Origin of the sequence: Halostella pelagica (assembly GCF_004762015.1) — an archaeon.
Lineage (GTDB): Archaea > Halobacteriota > Halobacteria > Halobacteriales > Natronoarchaeaceae > Halostella > Halostella pelagica.
The window spans coordinates 192,052-209,497 of the sequence record NZ_SJES01000007.1; the positions used below are offsets into that span (position 1 = coordinate 192,052).

Annotated in this window: 20 protein-coding genes and 3 pseudogenes; 10 read left to right on the forward strand and 13 right to left on the reverse strand. The window is 57.2% G+C overall.

The window, feature by feature from the left end; translation table 11 throughout:
• The first annotated feature begins 39 nt into the window (after positions 1 to 39).
• Genes EYW42_RS15965 through EYW42_RS15975 form a run of 3 tightly spaced genes read left to right on the forward strand, consistent with a single transcriptional unit; the run spans position 40 to position 3,645 of the window.
• Positions 40 to 1,152, forward strand: a complete 1,113-nt coding sequence (locus EYW42_RS15965; RefSeq protein WP_135536346.1) for a GNAT family N-acetyltransferase — start codon at positions 40 to 42, stop codon at positions 1,150 to 1,152.
• A gap of 2 nt (positions 1,153 to 1,154) precedes the next feature.
• Positions 1,155 to 2,405, forward strand: coding sequence for an ATP-binding protein (locus EYW42_RS15970; protein WP_135536348.1), 1,251 nt, complete (start codon positions 1,155 to 1,157; stop codon positions 2,403 to 2,405).
• The gene (locus EYW42_RS15975; RefSeq protein ID WP_135536350.1) at positions 2,398 to 3,645 is read left to right on the forward strand and encodes an antibiotic ABC transporter permease; all 1,248 of its coding nucleotides are present in this window, start codon (positions 2,398 to 2,400) and stop codon (positions 3,643 to 3,645) included. Before EYW42_RS15970 ends, EYW42_RS15975 begins: the two co-directional genes overlap by 8 nt.
• A gap of 319 nt (positions 3,646 to 3,964) precedes the next feature.
• Here EYW42_RS15975 and EYW42_RS15980 read toward each other — a convergent pair whose 3' ends face one another.
• Positions 3,965 to 4,348 carry a hypothetical protein gene (locus tag EYW42_RS15980; RefSeq protein WP_202613924.1) on the reverse strand — a complete coding sequence of 128 codons (384 nt, stop codon included), beginning with the start codon at positions 4,346 to 4,348 and terminating at the stop codon, positions 3,965 to 3,967.
• Complete coding sequence (locus EYW42_RS15985) at positions 4,349 to 5,149, reverse strand: hypothetical protein (RefSeq protein WP_135536352.1); 801 nt, start codon at positions 5,147 to 5,149, stop codon at positions 4,349 to 4,351.
• A gap of 217 nt (positions 5,150 to 5,366) precedes the next feature.
• Between EYW42_RS15985 and EYW42_RS15990 the strand changes: the two genes are divergently transcribed.
• The 3 genes and pseudogenes from EYW42_RS15990 to EYW42_RS20170 form a co-directional block, all read left to right on the forward strand.
• Entirely contained in the window at positions 5,367 to 5,897 is a 531-nt protein-coding gene (locus tag EYW42_RS15990; RefSeq protein ID WP_237561353.1) for a type IV pilin N-terminal domain-containing protein, read from the forward strand.
• Positions 5,898 to 5,899: 2 nt separating this feature from the next.
• Positions 5,900 to 6,349, forward strand: a complete 450-nt coding sequence (locus tag EYW42_RS15995) for a type IV pilin (protein WP_135536354.1) — start codon at positions 5,900 to 5,902, stop codon at positions 6,347 to 6,349.
• Positions 6,350 to 6,407: 58 nt separating this feature from the next.
• Positions 6,408 to 6,785: pseudogene (locus tag EYW42_RS20170) on the forward strand (type IV pilin); the annotation flags it as partial.
• Between the two features lie 133 nt (positions 6,786 to 6,918).
• Here the strand turns inward: EYW42_RS20170 and EYW42_RS16005 are convergent.
• Genes EYW42_RS16005 through EYW42_RS20710 form a run of 3 tightly spaced genes read right to left on the reverse strand, consistent with a single transcriptional unit; the run spans position 6,919 to position 7,498 of the window.
• A complete protein-coding gene (locus EYW42_RS16005; RefSeq protein ID WP_135536356.1) occupies positions 6,919 to 7,116 on the reverse strand; it encodes a DUF7845 domain-containing protein in 198 nt (65 codons plus the stop codon).
• Complete coding sequence (locus EYW42_RS19935) at positions 7,113 to 7,355, reverse strand: hypothetical protein (protein ID WP_135536358.1); 243 nt, start codon at positions 7,353 to 7,355, stop codon at positions 7,113 to 7,115. The genes EYW42_RS16005 and EYW42_RS19935 overlap by 4 nt, the downstream gene beginning before the upstream one ends.
• Complete coding sequence (locus EYW42_RS20710; protein WP_449271874.1) at positions 7,352 to 7,498, reverse strand: DUF7563 family protein; 147 nt, start codon at positions 7,496 to 7,498, stop codon at positions 7,352 to 7,354. The genes EYW42_RS19935 and EYW42_RS20710 overlap by 4 nt, the downstream gene beginning before the upstream one ends.
• A gap of 347 nt (positions 7,499 to 7,845) precedes the next feature.
• Between EYW42_RS20710 and EYW42_RS16020 the strand changes: the two genes are divergently transcribed.
• Entirely contained in the window at positions 7,846 to 8,847 is a 1,002-nt protein-coding gene (locus EYW42_RS16020) for a tyrosine-type recombinase/integrase (protein ID WP_135536360.1), read from the forward strand.
• Between the two features lie 91 nt (positions 8,848 to 8,938).
• Here EYW42_RS16020 and EYW42_RS16025 read toward each other — a convergent pair whose 3' ends face one another.
• Together EYW42_RS16025 and EYW42_RS16030 are read right to left on the reverse strand one after the other, a co-directional pair.
• Complete coding sequence (locus EYW42_RS16025) at positions 8,939 to 9,226, reverse strand: amphi-Trp domain-containing protein (protein ID WP_135536362.1); 288 nt, start codon at positions 9,224 to 9,226, stop codon at positions 8,939 to 8,941.
• Positions 9,227 to 9,562: 336 nt separating this feature from the next.
• The gene (locus tag EYW42_RS16030; RefSeq protein WP_237561354.1) at positions 9,563 to 11,122 is read right to left on the reverse strand and encodes an ATP-binding protein; all 1,560 of its coding nucleotides are present in this window, start codon (positions 11,120 to 11,122) and stop codon (positions 9,563 to 9,565) included.
• Between the two features lie 78 nt (positions 11,123 to 11,200).
• Here EYW42_RS16030 and EYW42_RS16035 point away from each other — a divergent pair.
• A pseudogene (locus EYW42_RS16035) lies at positions 11,201 to 12,196 on the forward strand (sensor histidine kinase); the annotation flags it as partial.
• A complete protein-coding gene (locus EYW42_RS16040) occupies positions 12,189 to 12,644 on the forward strand; it encodes a response regulator (RefSeq protein WP_135536366.1) in 456 nt (151 codons plus the stop codon). The pseudogene EYW42_RS16035 and the gene EYW42_RS16040, both read left to right, overlap by 8 nt.
• Before the next feature lie 335 nt (positions 12,645 to 12,979).
• On the opposite strand, the gene EYW42_RS19555 is transcribed toward EYW42_RS16040, so the two are convergent.
• From EYW42_RS19555 to EYW42_RS16055, 4 genes are all read right to left on the reverse strand, one after another.
• On the reverse strand, positions 12,980 to 13,384 hold the full coding sequence (locus EYW42_RS19555) for a HalOD1 output domain-containing protein (protein ID WP_161972972.1): 405 nt from the start codon (positions 13,382 to 13,384) through the stop codon (positions 12,980 to 12,982).
• 83 nt (positions 13,385 to 13,467) lie between these two features.
• Positions 13,468 to 14,112 carry a helix-turn-helix domain-containing protein gene (locus tag EYW42_RS16045; RefSeq protein WP_135536368.1) on the reverse strand — a complete coding sequence of 215 codons (645 nt, stop codon included), beginning with the start codon at positions 14,110 to 14,112 and terminating at the stop codon, positions 13,468 to 13,470.
• A gap of 115 nt (positions 14,113 to 14,227) precedes the next feature.
• The gene (locus tag EYW42_RS16050; RefSeq protein ID WP_135536370.1) at positions 14,228 to 14,593 is read right to left on the reverse strand and encodes a DUF7344 domain-containing protein; all 366 of its coding nucleotides are present in this window, start codon (positions 14,591 to 14,593) and stop codon (positions 14,228 to 14,230) included.
• An 81-nt stretch (positions 14,594 to 14,674) separates the two neighbouring features.
• A complete protein-coding gene (locus EYW42_RS16055; protein WP_135536372.1) occupies positions 14,675 to 15,346 on the reverse strand; it encodes a helix-turn-helix domain-containing protein in 672 nt (223 codons plus the stop codon).
• A 201-nt stretch (positions 15,347 to 15,547) separates the two neighbouring features.
• On the opposite strand from EYW42_RS16055, the pseudogene EYW42_RS20585 reads away from it, so the two are divergent.
• Positions 15,548 to 15,625, forward strand: a pseudogene (locus EYW42_RS20585) (transposase); the annotation flags it as partial.
• 48 nt (positions 15,626 to 15,673) lie between these two features.
• Here EYW42_RS20585 and EYW42_RS16065 read toward each other — a convergent pair.
• Both EYW42_RS16065 and EYW42_RS20590 read right to left on the reverse strand, forming a co-directional pair.
• Positions 15,674 to 16,081 (reverse strand): helix-turn-helix domain-containing protein, encoded by a 408-nt coding sequence (locus EYW42_RS16065; RefSeq protein WP_237561355.1) that lies wholly within the window; start codon positions 16,079 to 16,081, stop codon positions 15,674 to 15,676.
• Between the two features lie 176 nt (positions 16,082 to 16,257).
• Positions 16,258 to 16,938 carry a GIY-YIG nuclease family protein gene (locus EYW42_RS20590; RefSeq protein ID WP_135536374.1) on the reverse strand — a complete coding sequence of 227 codons (681 nt, stop codon included), beginning with the start codon at positions 16,936 to 16,938 and terminating at the stop codon, positions 16,258 to 16,260.
• Between the last annotated feature and the right edge of the window lie 508 nt (positions 16,939 to 17,446).

Sequence of the window (17,446 nt, forward strand, 5' to 3'; positions counted from 1 at the left end):
GCATTACAAAACCCCTGGGCGGGGTATGCCGGATAGCGAATGAACCAGACGGCTCAGCGTCGTGACGCGGACGACTACGTCGTCCGGTGGTACCGCGAGTGCGACCGGGACGGGATCCGTTCCCTGTACGAGACTGAGTGGGGGTGGCGGCCGACTCGCGAGTGGTTCGACTGGAAGTACGTCGACGACCCGTACCTGTCACACGTGCCCGTGACGGTCGCTGTGCGTGACGGAGATGTCGTCGGGTCGCAGGCGTACGTTCCGTTCCCGGTCCGTTGGCGCGACGGCGAGACGCTCGCGCTCCAGCCGGCGGATGCCGTGGTCCACTCTGACCATCGCCGGAACGGCCTGTACACGCGAATGACGCGTGAGGCGATCGAGCGGTACGAGCCGGGTGAACCGTCTTTTTTCTTCAACTTTCCGAATCCGGGTGCGCTGGCCGCTCAGCAGGGGATGGGGTGGTCGGCCGTCGACAGCGTCGGCACGGCTTACCGGGTACACGACCCGACACCGCTCGTCTCATCCGACCGGCCCACGAGCATTCTCGCCAGCGTCACGAAACCGTTCGCGCGCGGATACCTCGAACTCTGTGACGTGGTCCGAGAAACGACGAGTTCGGAGCCGGAGGGGGTGGCGGTCGAGACGTACGAGTCGGCACCGCCGTCGACGCTCGCCACCGTCTACGAGAGCGCTGTCCCCGAGGGGATCCACGTCAGGCGTGACGCCGAGTTCTATCGGTGGTGGATCGGGGATCCGTCTTTCGACCACACGGCATACGTCGCCCGCCGGGACGGGTGGCCGGTCGCCGCTCTCGTCACCCGGACCCGGAACGGCGACAAGGTCAAACTGCTGGACGCCCTTCCGCTGGCCGTCGACCGCCGGGACGCGTTCCGGGCGCTGCTCCGGAACTGGATCGACGACGACGGTGATGCCGCGGTCCTCTCGGTTGCCGAGTCGACGCTACCCCGTGATCTCCTGCTGGCATCGGGGTTCGTTCCGGACGGCGTCCCTCTCGCATCGCGAGTTTGCACGCAGACGGATCTGGCGGCGCGGCCGCTTTCCCCGGACGGCGAGACCCCGCCGCTCCCGCGGTCCGTCCTCGCAGACGAGAACAACTGGCAGATCACGTTCGCGGAACAGGACCGCTTCTGACTATGCAGGACACCGCGCCGCGGGTGATGGTTCTCGACGGCGACTACGACAACGCGATCCAGGTCGCGACGGAGGTCTCGTCCGACCTCGACGCGGTCGTCATCGGCGTCGGGACCTCGACGGAGAGCAGGCTGCTGTGCTCGAAATACTGCGATGTCGGCGCGACGGTTCCGACGACGGGCGAGGGCTATGGCGAGGCACTGCTTGACCTCGTCCGGGAGTACCGTCCCGACATCGTGATCCCGGTCGGCTACCGTTCGGTGACGGCGCTCGACGAGGTCCGCGACCGCCTGCCGGACGGCGTGGCGCGCTGTCTCCCGCCATCGCGGGCGCTGTTGGCGGCGGTCGACAAGCAGCGAATGCTGGAACTAGCGTCGGAACTTGGCATCGACACCCCGACCGACTACACCGACGTCGTCGTGAACGCAGACGAACGAACCCCCGACGCAGTTCGAGACCTCCCGTATCCGGTGTTTCTCAAGGCGCGCCACGAGTGCGGGGAGAACGTCACCGCCGTCGTCGACGACGCGTCGTCATTCTGGTCGACGTACGAAGAGCTGGCGGCCCGGGCCGACGACGACGTTCTGGTTCAGGAGTGTATCGACGACCCGCGAACCTACGGCTGCGGCGTCCTCTTCGTCGACGGGTCGTTGCAGATGCTGTTCGAACACGAGGAACGACGGTCCGTCCCTCGCCAGGGCGGGAGCGGGACGCGCGTCGGTATCTTCCGCGACCCGAGGCTCGAAGCGGCCTCGCTGAGGCTTCTCCGGGCGCTCGACTGGTCCGGGTTCGCACTGGTGGAGTTCAAGCGCGCGGACGACGGTTCGTACGTTCTGATGGAAGTGAACCCGAAGCTGTGGGCGTCCTACGCGCTCGCCAGCCAGTCCGGCTACCGGTTCGTCTCGTCGATGGTCGCCGAAACGCTCGACATTTCCTGGGACAGGCCGACGAGTCCGGACCAGACCGGCGAGATGGTGTTCCCGCTACGGGAACTCCACTTCGCGCTCACGCACGCTGACGAATCGCTGTTCAGGTCCGCCGTGACGATGCTGTGGCCGCCCGCGCAGTGGGACGTGCACCTACACGACTTCCGGTCCTGGTTCACGCTCCCGACCGACAAGGCCGATACCGGGGAAGTGGGATCCGCACCGACCGGGGACGGGAGTACGTCAGACGAGGACGCTACCGCCTCGCCGGACGAGGGGCCGTCGAACCGTCTCACCGGCGCCGACCCGAGGTCCGAGCATGACTAACGCCGTGGTCACCGACCGCACCGGTCGCGTCCAGTCCGACGAACTCGCCGTTCGGACGCTCCGCGACGCGCTCGCCTACTCCCGAGAGCAAGAGTACACCGGGTGGGACTACTGCGACGGACTGAGCAGTCGCTTCCTGCGGGCGCTCCCGGTCGAGAACAAGTGGCTCAACGTCGTAGTCCAGGAGACGGTCAAGCGCTCACCGGTCAACGTTCGGCCGCTGTTTCTCGTCGAGCAGCGGCGTAACTTCATGGGTGCCGGCCTGTTCGCCACGGCGAATCTCGTCGCCGAACGCCTGGCCGACGCCGGCGTCCTCCGGGTATCAGGTGGGGTGGACTACGGGGCCGAGGCGGAGTCGCTCGTCCAGTGGCTCGTCGAAAACCGGTCCACGGGCTACAGCGGGTTCTGCGGCGGTCACAAGCACTGCATCCAGACGCTCGACGCGCTCGGACGGCCGAACGACCCCTCGGTCGTCTCGACTGCGCCCGCCGTGCGCGCCCTGCTCGGGGCCGCCGAGCGCGACCCCTCGTACGCCGACATCGCGCGCTCCGCCGCCGACTTCGTCGTCGACGACCTGCGGTACCGCGACACCGACACCGGTGCGGTGGTCGACTACCACGTGCAGGACTCCGACGAGTACTACACCGTCAACGCCGGCGCTATCGCCGTCCGCCTCCTGCTCGACCTGTACGAGCGATTTGGCGACGACGAACTCCGAGAACGGGCAACCGCCATCCTCGACCACGTCGCCTACCTCCAGACCGACCGCGGCGGGTGGCACTACCGCGACCCGCCCGACGCCTCCCACCTCTCGATGGACAACTTCCACAACGGATTCGTCATCGAGTGCTTTCTCCGGTACGCTGACCTCGTCGGTTCGCGGTACGACGACACTATCGACGACGCCCTCGCGTTCTACCGGACGCTGTTCGACGCCTCCGGCGCGCCGGACTGGGACGAGTCGTCGGCGTACCCCCGCGACGTTCACGCCTGCTCGCAGGGGATTCTCGTCTTCACCTACGCTGGCGAGGCTGACTTCGCCCGGCGGATCCTCGACTGGACGCTCGACGAACTGTACGCCGGCGACGGCCGGTTCTACCACCGGAAAGGGCGTTTCTACACGAAGCGGACGACGCTGATGCGCTGGTGCCAGGCGTGGATGTGCTACGCGCTGGCGGAGCACCTGCGAGTGACTAGTGGTGTGGGTGGTGTGGCTGGCGTTCCAGAGGGTGTTCGGTGAGTTTGTCTCTTCGGCGTGTCAGTTCCGTGTTGTGGTGCTGGAACGGTCGGCCAACATGAATTCGAACTAACCCAGACGGTCGTTTACTTCATTTGCGCTGAGACGGGTCCTTCACATCCGTTCGAGTACATAACCCGAGGACTCAGTATCGCGAGCACATGATACGCGGTACTCACGAGGTAATTCGACGGAAAATGATGGGCCAACGCGGGATATGAGTTCTCGGTTTCTAACGGACCGCTGACTGGGGTAAAGACAGAATTCATGGACATATTCAGAGTTCCTCCGGGAGGAGTTCGCGCCGACGGCGCATCCGTTGTCACTTCGACGCCTGGTCGTAGTTCGCGGCCTCGCACGTCTCCGGGTCCTCGTCGTGGGGACACGGCTCGCCGACCTTGCACGGCCACGTGATCCGGTAGATCCAGTTCTGGAGCGTCGACAGTGATGGCCGCCCCTGTCTCGTCGTGATCAGTGGCGACCGGCCGTACTCGTCGGTTACGTTGAACCGGTTCGGCCCATCAATGTAGTCCTCGCCGACCGCCGCGACGTGCGGATGGAGGGAAACGTCGCGCTCGCCGGTCGGACCGTTCTTCAGCGGCGTCCCTTCGTCGGGACGGTGCCGGAGGCAGAGGGCCTGATCGTCTACGTCGAAGTCCTCCAGGTCGAGCGTGCGGATGCCCCCCCCCAACGAGTAGAAAGGCACTTACTGAAGAACGCGAGCAGCGTCTGCTGAGAGTGTAATCGTCGCGTCACCGCTTGTGACGGTCTGACCGAGTGTCTCTTCGAGAAAGGCAGCGACCTGGTCGCGGTATTCCTGCGGACGATCCTCAGAAATAGTAACTGTAGCTTTGTCCTCGTGGATAGCACCACGGTTCAAAACGTACGTCCGAGCAAAATCGAGACGGAGATGCTGGCCAACATTATCGAGGTAGTTCGGAAGTGAGAGATCGTCGCGTGTAGCTTTCTCCCCGAGCGGCGCACCAAGGACTGTAAGGACGCGGCCAAGAATCGCACCGTCTGTCGTGACGCGGATTTCGGTCGCCCGGCCGATTTCGTCTGCGTGGTAGATATCGTATTCGACGCCCACGAGTCCGCACGATGCGACGACGCGGTCGAGGGCGTCGTCTGAGTCGACCGCGAAGTAGGGGCGGTACGTGTCAGTCAGGATCGTCCCACCCGAGAAGACCTGTGCGACGAGACGATTCAGTCCCTCGAAGGTCGAGGATCCAGTATCGACTTCGATCCAGCCCCCTGCGTGTGCTCGTTCAAGGCCGTGCTGCGGATCCGGCTTCCCGCCGTCGTCGATCCACGCCCGGAGCCGTGCTCGTGGGAGATCGAGATGCGTCGCGATACGTTGCGAGCCCGCCCGGCCGCCGTTGCCCCCGCGAAGTTCTGCCGAGGCTTTCGTCGCTTGATAGTACTGCTGAAGGAGTTCCCAGGGACCAACGTCTGTGTTCGGTGAGTAAGTTTCAACAAAATCTTTGGGGGATATAATTATAGACATTTTGCCAGTTTTAGTTTTTGTCTCTGTATAGGTGTTACGGTGATGTATCGGTTTCAGAGCCCAATAAGGTATTTCAATAGGTCATTGAAGGTTTACAACCGGGGGTATACCCTGTCAATTAGAATGAATAGACAACTATATTTATACCTACTTGGTGTTATCATCGTCTTAACCCACCCAGCGAAAACGGAAACGACGCGGGAGAATCACTCTCCCCGTGCGTCAGAAAAAGGCTCGAATTGCCGAACCTTTACCGTTGCCGTTGGGTGCGGGAACAACACAAACCATGAACATCAAAAATCTGTTCACCGACGACGACGCAGTTTCGCCGGTGATTGGCGTCATCCTTATGGTTGCCATCACCGTCATTCTCGCGGCCGTGATCGGGGCATTCGTCCTTGACCTCGGCAGTAGCACTAGCAAGACACCTCAGGCCAGCTTTGAATTCGATCAAACTGGTACCATCAGTGGTAGTGATGCTGACGTGGAGGTTGTCCACGAGAGTGGGGACACTCTGCAAGAGGGGAACATCCAGGTGACTGCTGCCGGCTCCACTACTAAAAGCCTAGACTCGTCCTGGGCTGGTGGCGATGGAGAAATTAACTCTGGAGATAGTGTTATCTTTGGTCAGACTTCGAGTGCGGATCACTCCACTTCGTACACCACCAGCAAAAATAAAGTGAAGATCGTCTGGACGAGCGACAGCGGAGATTCCAGCAGCGTTCTTCAGTCCTACACGGTGAAATAAACATGGATCTGAAAGAACTCTTCACGGATGACGATGCGGTTTCGCCAGTGATTGGCGTCATCCTTATGGTCGCTATTACCGTTATCCTCGCAGCCGTGATCGGGGCATTCGTCCTCGACCTCGGCGGAAACACGCAGGAAACGCCTCAAGCAAGCTTTAACTTCGACCAATCTAGCGGGCCTTCAGTCACGATCTCCCACGAGAGCGGTGATTCCCTTCAGGAGGGCAATATCGATGTGACTGTTGAAGGAGAACAGGCACAGGATGGCACTGGTAGTGCTGTCTGGGACGGTTCCGGTGAAATTGCAGCCGGTGACGCAGTTACAGTCGAAAACCGTGATGACGGCACCGGTACTTCGACCGGCATCGCCTCTGACGAGACCATCCGCATCATTTGGGGGTCGGACTCTGGCGACTCCTCCAGCACGCTTCAGGAATACGAAATCAAATAACCAAGCAGTATAATTTTTATGAGCCTCAGAAACATTCAGTGAGGAGGACGCTGTCAGTCCGGTGATCGGAGTCATTCTCGCGGCAGTGATTGGTGCCTTCGTGCTTGACCTCGGTGGGAATCAACAACGAACTCCACAGGCTAGCTTCAACTCCGATCAAACGACTGAATCCTTCACTGTCGACGATAGGACTACTAGTGGTACGACCACGTTTGACACGACTGTCGTTGAAGTGACTCTCGAAAGCGGTCAGTCGGTTGAATCGTCGAATGTGAACCCCACTGTCACCGGTCAGAGAGCATTCGGAATCAATCCTGACAGTGCCGCGTCGGACCCCAACACTGTAAGGATCTCTACAATAGTAGCAAGCTCTCTGCTGGCTCTTCAACCAAAATCGCCTTCTATCAAGATTCAGCGTCGGCAAAGAACAGCATAAGCCACGATGGTGCGAACTTCGAAGTTAAGGACGACAGTTCAAACTGGGTTACGGCTAACCAGTTGACTAGCGGTGACATAGTTCGTATCATTTGGAAATCGGACGACGATAGTAGCTCCTCTACGCTCCAGAGCTACGAAATCGAATAACTAACCGCTAACGCGTATTTTATTTTAGAAACTATCGGCAAGACCTCGACCTCTATCTCGCCGCTGTAGCCGTCGAAGCTACTCAGGCACAGCGAGCCCACGGCCCAATACGGCGAGAGCCCATGGCGGACGTAGACGAGGTTGCCCTCGCACTCGTGAGGCACGGTCGCGACCTGACTCACAGCGGACCCTCCCGTGCGGTTCGCTCTTCGTCGACGCACTCCCCGCAGAGGCGACGCGCTCCGTACCAACGCGTCCAGGTGGTAGTACCGCACCGTTCGCACCCGTCGGCGTCGACGATGCGGCTCACGGCGACCTCTGCGTTGTGGGCCATGGGCAGAGCGTCGACCGCGGTCAACCGACGCCGAGCAGCGACGCCAGCGACGACATCGTACAGCGCGGAAGCGCGGACGAACGTCATGCAGGATCACTCCCGTGACGGCCGAGGGCTTGTTCAGGGTCGGGCGTCGGAACATCGAGGCCGGCCGCGCTCCATTCGGTCAAGCGAACCCAGGTGTCGCACTCGCTACAGCGATGGGCGCGGTCGTCGCTATCACCGTACACCCGTCGGGATTGATCCGAGACGTGCGCGCCGCGTGACGACAGGTCGATCGCTCGGTCGTCGCGACGACGTTCATCACGCCGACCACCTCCGATGGGCTACGAGAAACGCACGACTCCGGGGAGGTGCGTCAGGAAGCCGACCGGGTTCTTCAGAAACGGGCCGTTCACGGTTTCGAGTATCCCGCGATAACGACGGCCTGAAGGCCCAGAGTGTGTAATTCGGTCGGTCAGGAAGCGACCGAAGGGAGCATGGGCCAACGCGGAAACGGTTCAGCCGCTGAACGCTTCTGACGACCCGTCGCAGTCTGGCTGTTTTCGCTGTCCGGGGTTCTGAGGAAAACACCCCTATGACAGCCAACGACCGATCCGATCTCGAACCGATTGATCCGCGTAGCGCGCAGCAACTGTACATCGATCACAAGTCAAGCCAGTGCAGCGAGGCCACTGTCCGGAGCCACGAGTACCGACTGAACCATTTCGTCGAGTGGTGTGATGAAAACGACATCGACAATATGAACGACCTAAGTGGGCGGAACCTCCACGAGTACCGTCTGTGGCGTAAGGAGGAAGGAGGTCTCAACAAGATCTCGATGCAGACGCAGATGAGCACGCTCCGCGTGTTCCTGAATTGGTCCGGTAGCATCGAAGCTGTCGACCCGGATCTATACGACAAGGTTCTCGTCCCACAGGTTAGTGGCGAAGAAGAACAGCGCGACGTGATGCTGGAAGCCGAACGTGCCGAAGAGGTCCTACAGAATCTCTCGAAATACCACTATGCCTCCAGAGAGCACGTGCTCTTTGCTCTCCTATGGGAGACAGGAATGCGAATTGGTGCGGCCAGATCGTTAGATGTGCGTGACGTGAAGATCGAAGACCGGTTTCTGGATGTGACACATCGGCCCGAGACAGGGACGACGCTGAAGAATGCACAAGCCGGAGAGCGTCTTGTCGCTATCTCTGCCGACCTCGTCGACCTGCTGCAGGATTACATGGATGATACTCGAATCGAGGCGACCGATGAGTACGGTCGACATCCGCTGTTATCGGGGAAGCAAGGCCGGATCAGTAGAAGTACGATTCGCCGGCGAGTCTATACACTCACGGCCCCTTGTTATCTTGACCGACCGTGTCCGGATTGCGAGGGTGACACGGATGCGAAGTGTCCAGAGGCAGTGAATCCACATGCAATCCGGCGTGGAAGTATCACGCACTTCCTGATCCAGGATGTCCCGGTAGAGATCGTTGGCGACCGGATGGATGTCAGTCGTAAAGTCATCGATAAGCACTACGACAGACGATCTGAGCAGGTAAAGGTCGAACAGCGGAGGCGATACCTCGACAACATCTAACGCTCACTTGCCGCTATAATGGCTCTGTTGAACCTATTTTCTTCAAATAAATAGAGACTTGAAATGGCCGTTCAGCGGACGTACGAAGTGACTACTCGATTTCCAGCTGGCCACTTCCGCTGGTCTCCCCATCGGCGTTCTCGTCCCATTCGAGTTCAAACTCGACACTTAGTTCAGTCATATTGCCAGCCGGGCCTTCGCGTTCAGCTTTGACCTCGAAGGTTGGTCGGGCAGGTGGATTCAGTGTGACAGACTCGGAGCCTGCTTTCAGGCTGATAGCGTTTCCGCTGTCGAGATTATCTGCGACTTTCCGAAGGGACGCTGCAATCTCTTTTCGACTCTGGTTGCTTTCCGATTTGAACAGGACTTCTTCAGGCATACTGAACGATACGCTGCCTGCACCGATAAGCGAATTCCCTATATTGACCACAACCGGACCAAGACCTGTCACTTACTGAGTTCTTCAACAGAGCCGATCAAGTATCTCTAACAGCTCTGTTTTGAAGTATCCAAATCACAAGTCAGCAGAGATTCCAACACAAATTATGACGAATTCTCCTCCGGGTTGAGGGTTAGTACAGGATAACCGCCCCGAAGTCTGTTAAATCGAAATCAATATAGCCTCGTCGGGGTTCAGTCACGCCGCGTGAAAGGGTCGTTTTGCTACAGACAATACCACGGGTTCCATGGGGAGAATCAAACGGTTCGGGCTATGTCATATTTCCTGGCCAGGTACTGCTGGTAGTGTAATCGAAAACGTCGAGCCCTCGCCAGGTGTCGATTCAACCCACATCTCACCGTTGTGACGCTCGACGATACGCTCACACAACGCCAAGCCGATTCCCGAGCCGTCGTCCTCGTCTCGGCCCTGCAGGCGGTGGAAAACATCAAATATACGGTCATGTTCGGCTGGATCAATCCCAATCCCTTCATCTTGGACCGAAACGGTGCATTCCGTACCGTTCTGTTCAGCTGAAATCTGTATTCGAGGGGAGTCCTCACCGCTGTATGTGATCGCGTTATCTAGCAGGTTCTGGAATACTTGGCCCAACTGCGTTTCATCCCCCAAGACGTGGGGTAACTCCTCCACTTCTAGCTCGGTGTCACTCTCGGTGAGCCGTATGTCGAGGTCATCACGGACATCTGCAACCACTTCATTGAGATCCACTGGTGTGAGTGGCTCTCCTTTCGTCTCCACGCGCGAGTACTGGAGTAAACCCTCGATCATTGCACGCATCCAGTCAGCCCCGTTAACGGCGAAATCAAGGAACTCCCGTCCCTCTTCATCGAGTTCGTTCTCGTAGCGTTGTTCGATGAGCCGAAGATATGATGATACCATTCGCAGTGGCTCCTGGAGGTCGTGAGAGGCGGCATACGCGAACTGCTCCAGACGGTTGTTGGATTCTTCGAGATCAGCGACGGTCTGTTCAAGCTCCGACTGATACTGCCGGCGCTCGATCGCCTCTGCGAGGATGTTGGCCACGCTCTGGACGAACGAGACATCCTCTTCGCTGAACGTGTGACGAGTGGTATCGTGCGTCCCTAAGATGCCCCATGGTTCGTCAAACGGTCCAATGATGGTACTGATACCGCTCCGGACGCCGTGATTCGTGAGTAATTCGGGACCACTGAAGCGTGTTTCAGTACCGAGATCCTCGACGACGATGGGGTGATCATTCTCCAGTGTGTACGCAGCCTGAGACTCTGCTTCGACCGCAGATACCGTCGCTTCTCCGACGAGACCGGCATCCCAACCGACGCCTTGGCGAAGGTGAAGTTCCTCGGTCTCTGAATCGAGTTCGAGCACTTTGCAGTAGTCGTTGCCGAGCGCGTTTGCCACTTGCCGAGAGGATTCGTCCATGAGCTCGTCGAGGTCGTCGGTTTCGAGCGCGAGCTGGCCGAGATCGGCGACAACCTGCTGTTGACGGGCCTGTTGCGTGAGTTTCTGTTCACGCTGCTTGTGCTCGGTAATGTCCTGTGACATCGCAATGAGGGCGTGTACGCTACCATTCTCGTTGGTTAACGGGTGGGTCCGAAACTCGAGCATTCGTCCCTGAATCGGCACCTCGAACGTGGCTGGTTCACCGCCGAGTGTCGCACGATAATTCGGTTCGATAACGTCTAACATCTCATCGGAGTAGACGTCCTGAACCCGTTCACCCTGCAGATCGCTGGCGCTGATATCGACTTTCTCAAACCCTTGTCCTGCGATGAGTTTGTGCCGTAAATCGGCATCTAACAGTCCGACGGCTCCATTCGGGAAGTTCTCCGTCACGGTCCGGTATCGCTGCTCAGATGCTTCGAGTCTGGCTACCGTGTCTTCGAGTTCCGTCTGTGTTTCCTGTAGCTCCTCGTCGCACTGTTCAACGAAAATCTTGAGTACACCGCTGCTGGCGGCGAACTCATCGACGAGATGGGCCTCGATCGAGAGGAAGCCATCGGACAGTCGATCTACGAGCGGTATGCTGACGATTTAATCGATGAAGTTGAGCCGCATTTCAAAGCCGCAATCGAAGGCGAGGAACACTCGTTTGAAGTCGAATACTACGGCCGTAACCTGCTGGCGTATACGCTCCTCATCGCTACGGCGGGCGACGATCGCCAGGGAATGCTTGTCATCCAAGACGTCACCGAACGCCGGGAGTATCAACGACAACTCGAAGAGTCGAATGAACGCCTCGAACAGTTCGCCTACGCAGCCTCTCACGACCTGCAGGAACCGCTCCGCATGGTGTCGAGCTATCTCCAGATGATAGACCGTCGTTATGGCGACGAATTAGACGAAGACGGGCGTGAGTTCATCGAGTTCGCCGTTGACGGTGCAGACCGAATGCGTGACATGATCGAAGGATTGCTCGAATATTCGAGGGTTCAGACGCAAGGCGACTCGTTTGAGTCAATCGATCTAGATGCCGCTCTTTCGGACGCATGCGATGATCTTCAGTTGCAGATCGAGGAAACCAACGCGGAGATCACGAGCGACTCTCTACCCACTGTGACGGGCGACGCCGCGCAATTGCGGCAGGTTTTCCAGAATTTATTGGACAATGTCATTGAGTACAGCGACGAGCGACCGCGCGTGGACGTCACCGCGGAACGAGACGAGAGATACTGGCGCATTTCTGTGAGCGACCAGGGCATCGGGATCGATCCGGACGACGCAGACCGTATCTTTGAGGTATTTCAGCGCCTCCACAATCAAGACGAGTACCCGGGGACCGGGATTGGCCTTGCGCTCTGCCGCCGTATTGTCGAGCGTCACGGCGGCGAGATTTGGGTTGAGTCCGAGCCTGGTGAGGGGGCGACGTTCACCTTCACACTGCCCGTCGAGAGGGAAACCAATGAGTAAGCAAGACTACTCCGGGGAACCAGCGGATATTCTGCTGGTCGAGGATAATCCCGGCGACGTACGATTGACGAAAGAAGCGTTCAAGGACGGGTCCCTAGCCAACAAGCTCCACGTCGTTGGTGATGGTATCGAAGCCCTGGACTTCCTGTACCAGCGCGCCGACTACGCGGATGCACCCAAACCAGACATCATCCTTCTCGATCTGAACTTACCACGAAAGAACGGTGACGAAGTGCTGGCCGAAATCGATTCCGAACCAGACCTCTCGCGTGTCCCCGTACTCGTTCTGACGAGTTCTGAGGCGGAAGAAGACGTCGTCAAGTCCTATGATCTCAATGCCAACGCATATCTGACGAAACCAGTCGATCCAGATGTATTCACAGAGACGGTTCGAACCTTCGAAGAATTCTGGCTCAGCGTAGTTCGATTACCAGACTGTGAGAAGTGATCCTGTATCTCTCGGGTTCGTTGGATCACAATAATTGATTTGGCTACATCTCCATCGAGTACTGTGAGGCTGTGACAAGACGTTCTGAAATTTAACAATTCAGTATGGAGATTTAGTTAAAATGTGATCGAAGCAGGAATCATTCGGCGCTCAAAATCTCGTAACTCTCACTTCCGCACTTTTGACACGAAGTTCTATACGGAACTACATCGCCGTTTTTGTTTCGACCAAGCCGATTCTTCCCACACTCGCTACAGGAAATCGTATAGGAAACCATTGATCCCACCAGCTATCGCATCCGGACGTGGTCACTGATTGTACCCGGCATCAAGCTATTAGTCATCAGCAGATGTTAGAGACTCCGGTGATTCCAGTGGGCTGATTTTAAGACTCCCATAGCTGCTCACCGTGACTTCGTAGCCATGGAATTCAAACGTGATGTGACGGTCACCGTCAGCTGCGCGTTGGGGAGTCCCAAGGGTATCAAGCGCATCAGGATTGATGGTCGAGTACAGCGGGTCCATATAGAGTGGATCCGTATCTGAGGCTGCTGCGACAGCGCTCACGACAGCTGTACTCACGGGCGTATTGGCATCGGTGAGAAGGGCCCGGTATACGTCGTCCTCTGAATAGTATTCGAATGACTCGAATTCACATAGGCTTCGTGCGGGAGCGAACGTTCGGTCTTGTGGCGTAGATGTTGTGTCCGTATTGAAGGTTGAAGAGTCATTGTCGGTCATCACCCCTCTCTAGTCGTTCGATGTGGGTCACTCTGGTGGTTTCGTGCACAACAGGATTTTTAAGTCAGACAGCTGCTCCCGACTTACGGGTGAGATTCGATGAGGGCTTGTTCGATGAGTCGCCGATTCCCACGTTGCAGCCGAGCACCGAGCGCCTGTTGAGAAATCCCGAGATCAGCCGCTATCTCTTTCAGGGTCGTTTCCCGCGGTGAGTTGAAGTACCCACGTTCGTACGCCAGCGTTAGCGCATCGCGTTGTGCTTCGGTGAGATCCTGACTCGCATCGAGGGGCCTGAGAGCATGAATTTCTTCCAGGACGACCGAGACACCGTGTTCGTGGCAGTATTCTTGGAATTCTGCAATCGCCTCCCGACTTTCGCCACGTAACTCGAACGTCCACTCCTCGGCGGACCCGGTCGCCGATAGTAGTACCACCTCAGGAGCGATCAGCGCATCCAGAACACTATCGTACTCTTCGTCCCATGCACACCGCATGAGGTGCTCACCATCGACCTGATCGACGGCGCGGATATCTCTGACGCCGGGGTGCTCGGAAAACTGCTCGACGATAGTATTAGTCTCAGTTCCTCGCACCCAAAAATACGGGACGACACCGTTCGTGTCCGGGATAACACGTTCAAGTTGCACAGTCACGTCCGGGAGTTGTGCGAAGACCGTTCCTAAGGGGAACGCGTCTGCTGCCAGGGTGAACTCAGCGACTGTCGCCATTGGCCCTCTTATTCTGCTGGAGTTGGTTCAGGTCCCACCGATGACGGATCGTCAGGGAAGTGGTGGCGCTACCGTCGGAATCGGGAGCGCGGTGTGTAACATGTGATTTCATATTCTACGCCTCCGCTTCATCGACGGGTGTCTCACGGCGGCGTATGCGTTCGACCTGTTCGGCATTCTCCGACTGCTGTACGATATCTCGGTTCTGGCAATACGCGACGACGTCTACCTCGGCCAATTTTGGGATGTGGGAATGCCAGAGGGACAAATACACTCGCCGAACTTCCTCTTCAGAGACCTCTGTAATGGAGGCATTCTGTTCTTGAGAAGCGACTTCCTCGGCAAGATCAGCCAATGCAAGGTTTCCATATTCGTTGAGACAGGTAATGGTAATTCGCCGACGCCGGTCGGCGAGGAGTTCGTAGATAGCGTCAGGGGAGATCGTATCCGTTATTCCAGCAGGTGTTTCCTGGTCGCTCATCAGAGCAGATATGGGAGAAGTAAGGAAACAAGGCGCGCTTTGAGTTCGAGAGTCCTTATACTGCCGTCGGGTGCCCGGCAGCTAGTGACGCTCCGAGAATCCCTCTGGTGCGGACATCGTCAACGTATTTCGGGTCAGGTTGCGAGTTGCACGGCGCAGTCGTTGCGAGACGGCGTTCGTCGAGATATCGAGTTCGTCGGCCAGATCACCGATCTGTGCGTCACGAGGAATCGCAAAGTAACCCATCTCCAAGGCTGTGACGAGGACTTCGTGCTGTTCCGGTGTGAGGTCGTACTCGCGTTCCTTCGGTGCAGTACCTTCGTAGAGGCGCTGTAACTCGAAGTTGTACCCGCGTTCGGCAAAGAACTCTTGAAACTCTTGGACTGCGTCTCGTTCGACGAATTTGAGTTTGAGGAACCAGGATCCATTAGTCGCTTCGGCTTCCTGCATGATCCCATGCTGATCGACGATCTGATCGATTAGCTGCTGGAATTCCTCATCCCATTCGACTGTGAACTGACCGATATTCCGGTCGTGTCCGATCCGCTGTAGATTCTCAATTGACGGGTCAGCTCGGAGTGCACGCTCGACTGTGTCAATATCGGCGTCACTGGCCCACAGGAATGGCATGATCCACTCTCTGCTGTGAGTCGCCAGTCGTTCGAACTCGATCATCAGGTCCGGGATTTCCTCGAATGTCTGGTGTAACGCGAAGGCGTCTGCGGGGATCGTGAACTCCGTAATAACGCTCATAGGGGAGACTAGGGGTTGAGACAGATAACTCGGTTGCTGACCGCTGTCTGACAGCTCTATTCCATTCTTGTAATTCCATCTACCGCTCAGGGTATCTGGTCAAATTGTAAGAGAGGTACTTGATGGCGAGTTCGCTGAACTGCGAGCACCAGTACCGGGACCGGACAGATGCCGTACTTTCGCTTGGACGCCGGGTCGCCACAGCCAGCGGTTCACCTGTTCGACCGTCATGAGGGCCGTTTCGCCCCACGAGAACAGGTCGTGAACCGCGAACCGTAATATCCCAACGGCGGTCGGGAATCCTCCCCCTTCAGGGCGGGGAGGATGTCAATCCTCAATCTTGCTTTCTAATTCTGCGAGTTCATCTTCAATTTCAGCGTCTTCTATTGGTTCCGGGGTTACGCCCTCCACCTCTGCAGATGATGCGCTACTTCCGTCAGTCGGGTGATCAAAAATTCGGTTGAGATGGTCCAGATCAGCGACGTAGCAGTGGAGATCCTCACGGTCTTCGGCGGCGTGATAGTAGCCGTCATCAGTCTTCTCGACGTACTCCTGCTCGTAGAGGTGCTTGAGGATGGTCGTAGCGGCCCCGTAAGGGAGATCGAGTAAGTCTCTGATCTCAGAAGGTTGGTAGCCGTACTCGGGATTACTGTAGATATACGCAATGATGTAAGATTTCGTGGTCTCCGATGTTTGGGCTATGTTGGGATAATACGCGTCAAGACGAACAGGCATATTTTGTGATTGGTGTAATAGACCGCACAGTGAAGTAGTTTGGATTCTCTGTTGTGGACCAGCTTGCTATCACACTCTTATAAATAGTTGATTGCGTTATTACGGCGATGTTGAAATCTTCTCGAATCGGTAGGCTCTACTCGCGGAACGGTAGCTACCTTATGGAAGCAAGGACCCTACTGACTCGTCTCAGAGAATGCATACGGACCTCCCGGTTTGGTCAATTTGTCCGCCCGTCGCTTCTCGTACTTCGTAGCCTGACTTTTGGTTTCCTGCCACGTCAACTCAACAATTTCGAACGGCTTGAACAGTGAGAGAAACTTGGCCCCTCCGTAAGTCATTCCATTTGCGTGTTGGCGCATCCGCTCAGGAACATGATCCGAGTGGCCTACGTAATACACACACTCACCATTGTTGACCGCTTGTGCCCCTTTATGCCTCGGTTCAGAGACTCCGCCCTCCGCGTGAACTTCCGCCCGCAACTCGCGGGCCCTCGCATCTTCGTCCTCACCGACCTGCGGGGTGCAATCAATGACATACACTGCGTAAGACTCATCTGATTCACTCCGCCACGAACGTACCCACTTCTCCAGCGCATGCGTTTCAATCCGGTCGAACGAAAATCCCGGCTCGAAGGGATGGGCGGGGCGAGACTCTAACGACGGGGCCGGAACGAGGTTTGATGCCTTCCCAAATACTGGCCCATCGTCGGCAGTTCGCAGAGCTACAACGAGTTGTGCCAGATATTGGATGGTCGGATTACCGATGGTATTGTGCTTCGCCCGTCCGACCCGTTCGTGCAGGAGACATTTTAGCGCCGTTGCGAGGAAGTGCTGGTCCGAAACATTCGCCCCCACTCCGCAGAATAGTCATCGAATTGCCTGCGCAAACAGTCCTAAGGGCTATCGTCGAAAAACAGGAGCGGAGAAAATCGACATTCTGATTCGTCGGCAATTAGCCTTCGTACGCCCCATCTAACTCCTGACTGAGAAGTTTCCAAAGTCCGTCCTTATTGCGTTTGTACTTCCCCTCTAGTTTCTGGACTGCTTTCTCCTTTTGTGCATATCTCGCTGTTCGCTGCGTTCCACAGTAAATCATAGGTCAGTAATCAGTTCCCCGTGTCGTTGGAGGCTAACCGAACACGGGACGGACTAGGAACTGATCCCTGTCCTCCGAGCCCACCTGAAATCGTCGTTATGTAATATATCTGTAATTGGACGCCAAGGGCCTGTAGTGAGATGAGATCCTCTATAACGCCAATTGATGGTTCACTTTCATATTTACACCGCCACTTAGCCCGAGAGGGCACTGTCTAGTTAGGCCAGTTTGAGAAGCGAGCAGGTCGTAGAGTTTGTTTGGGACAAT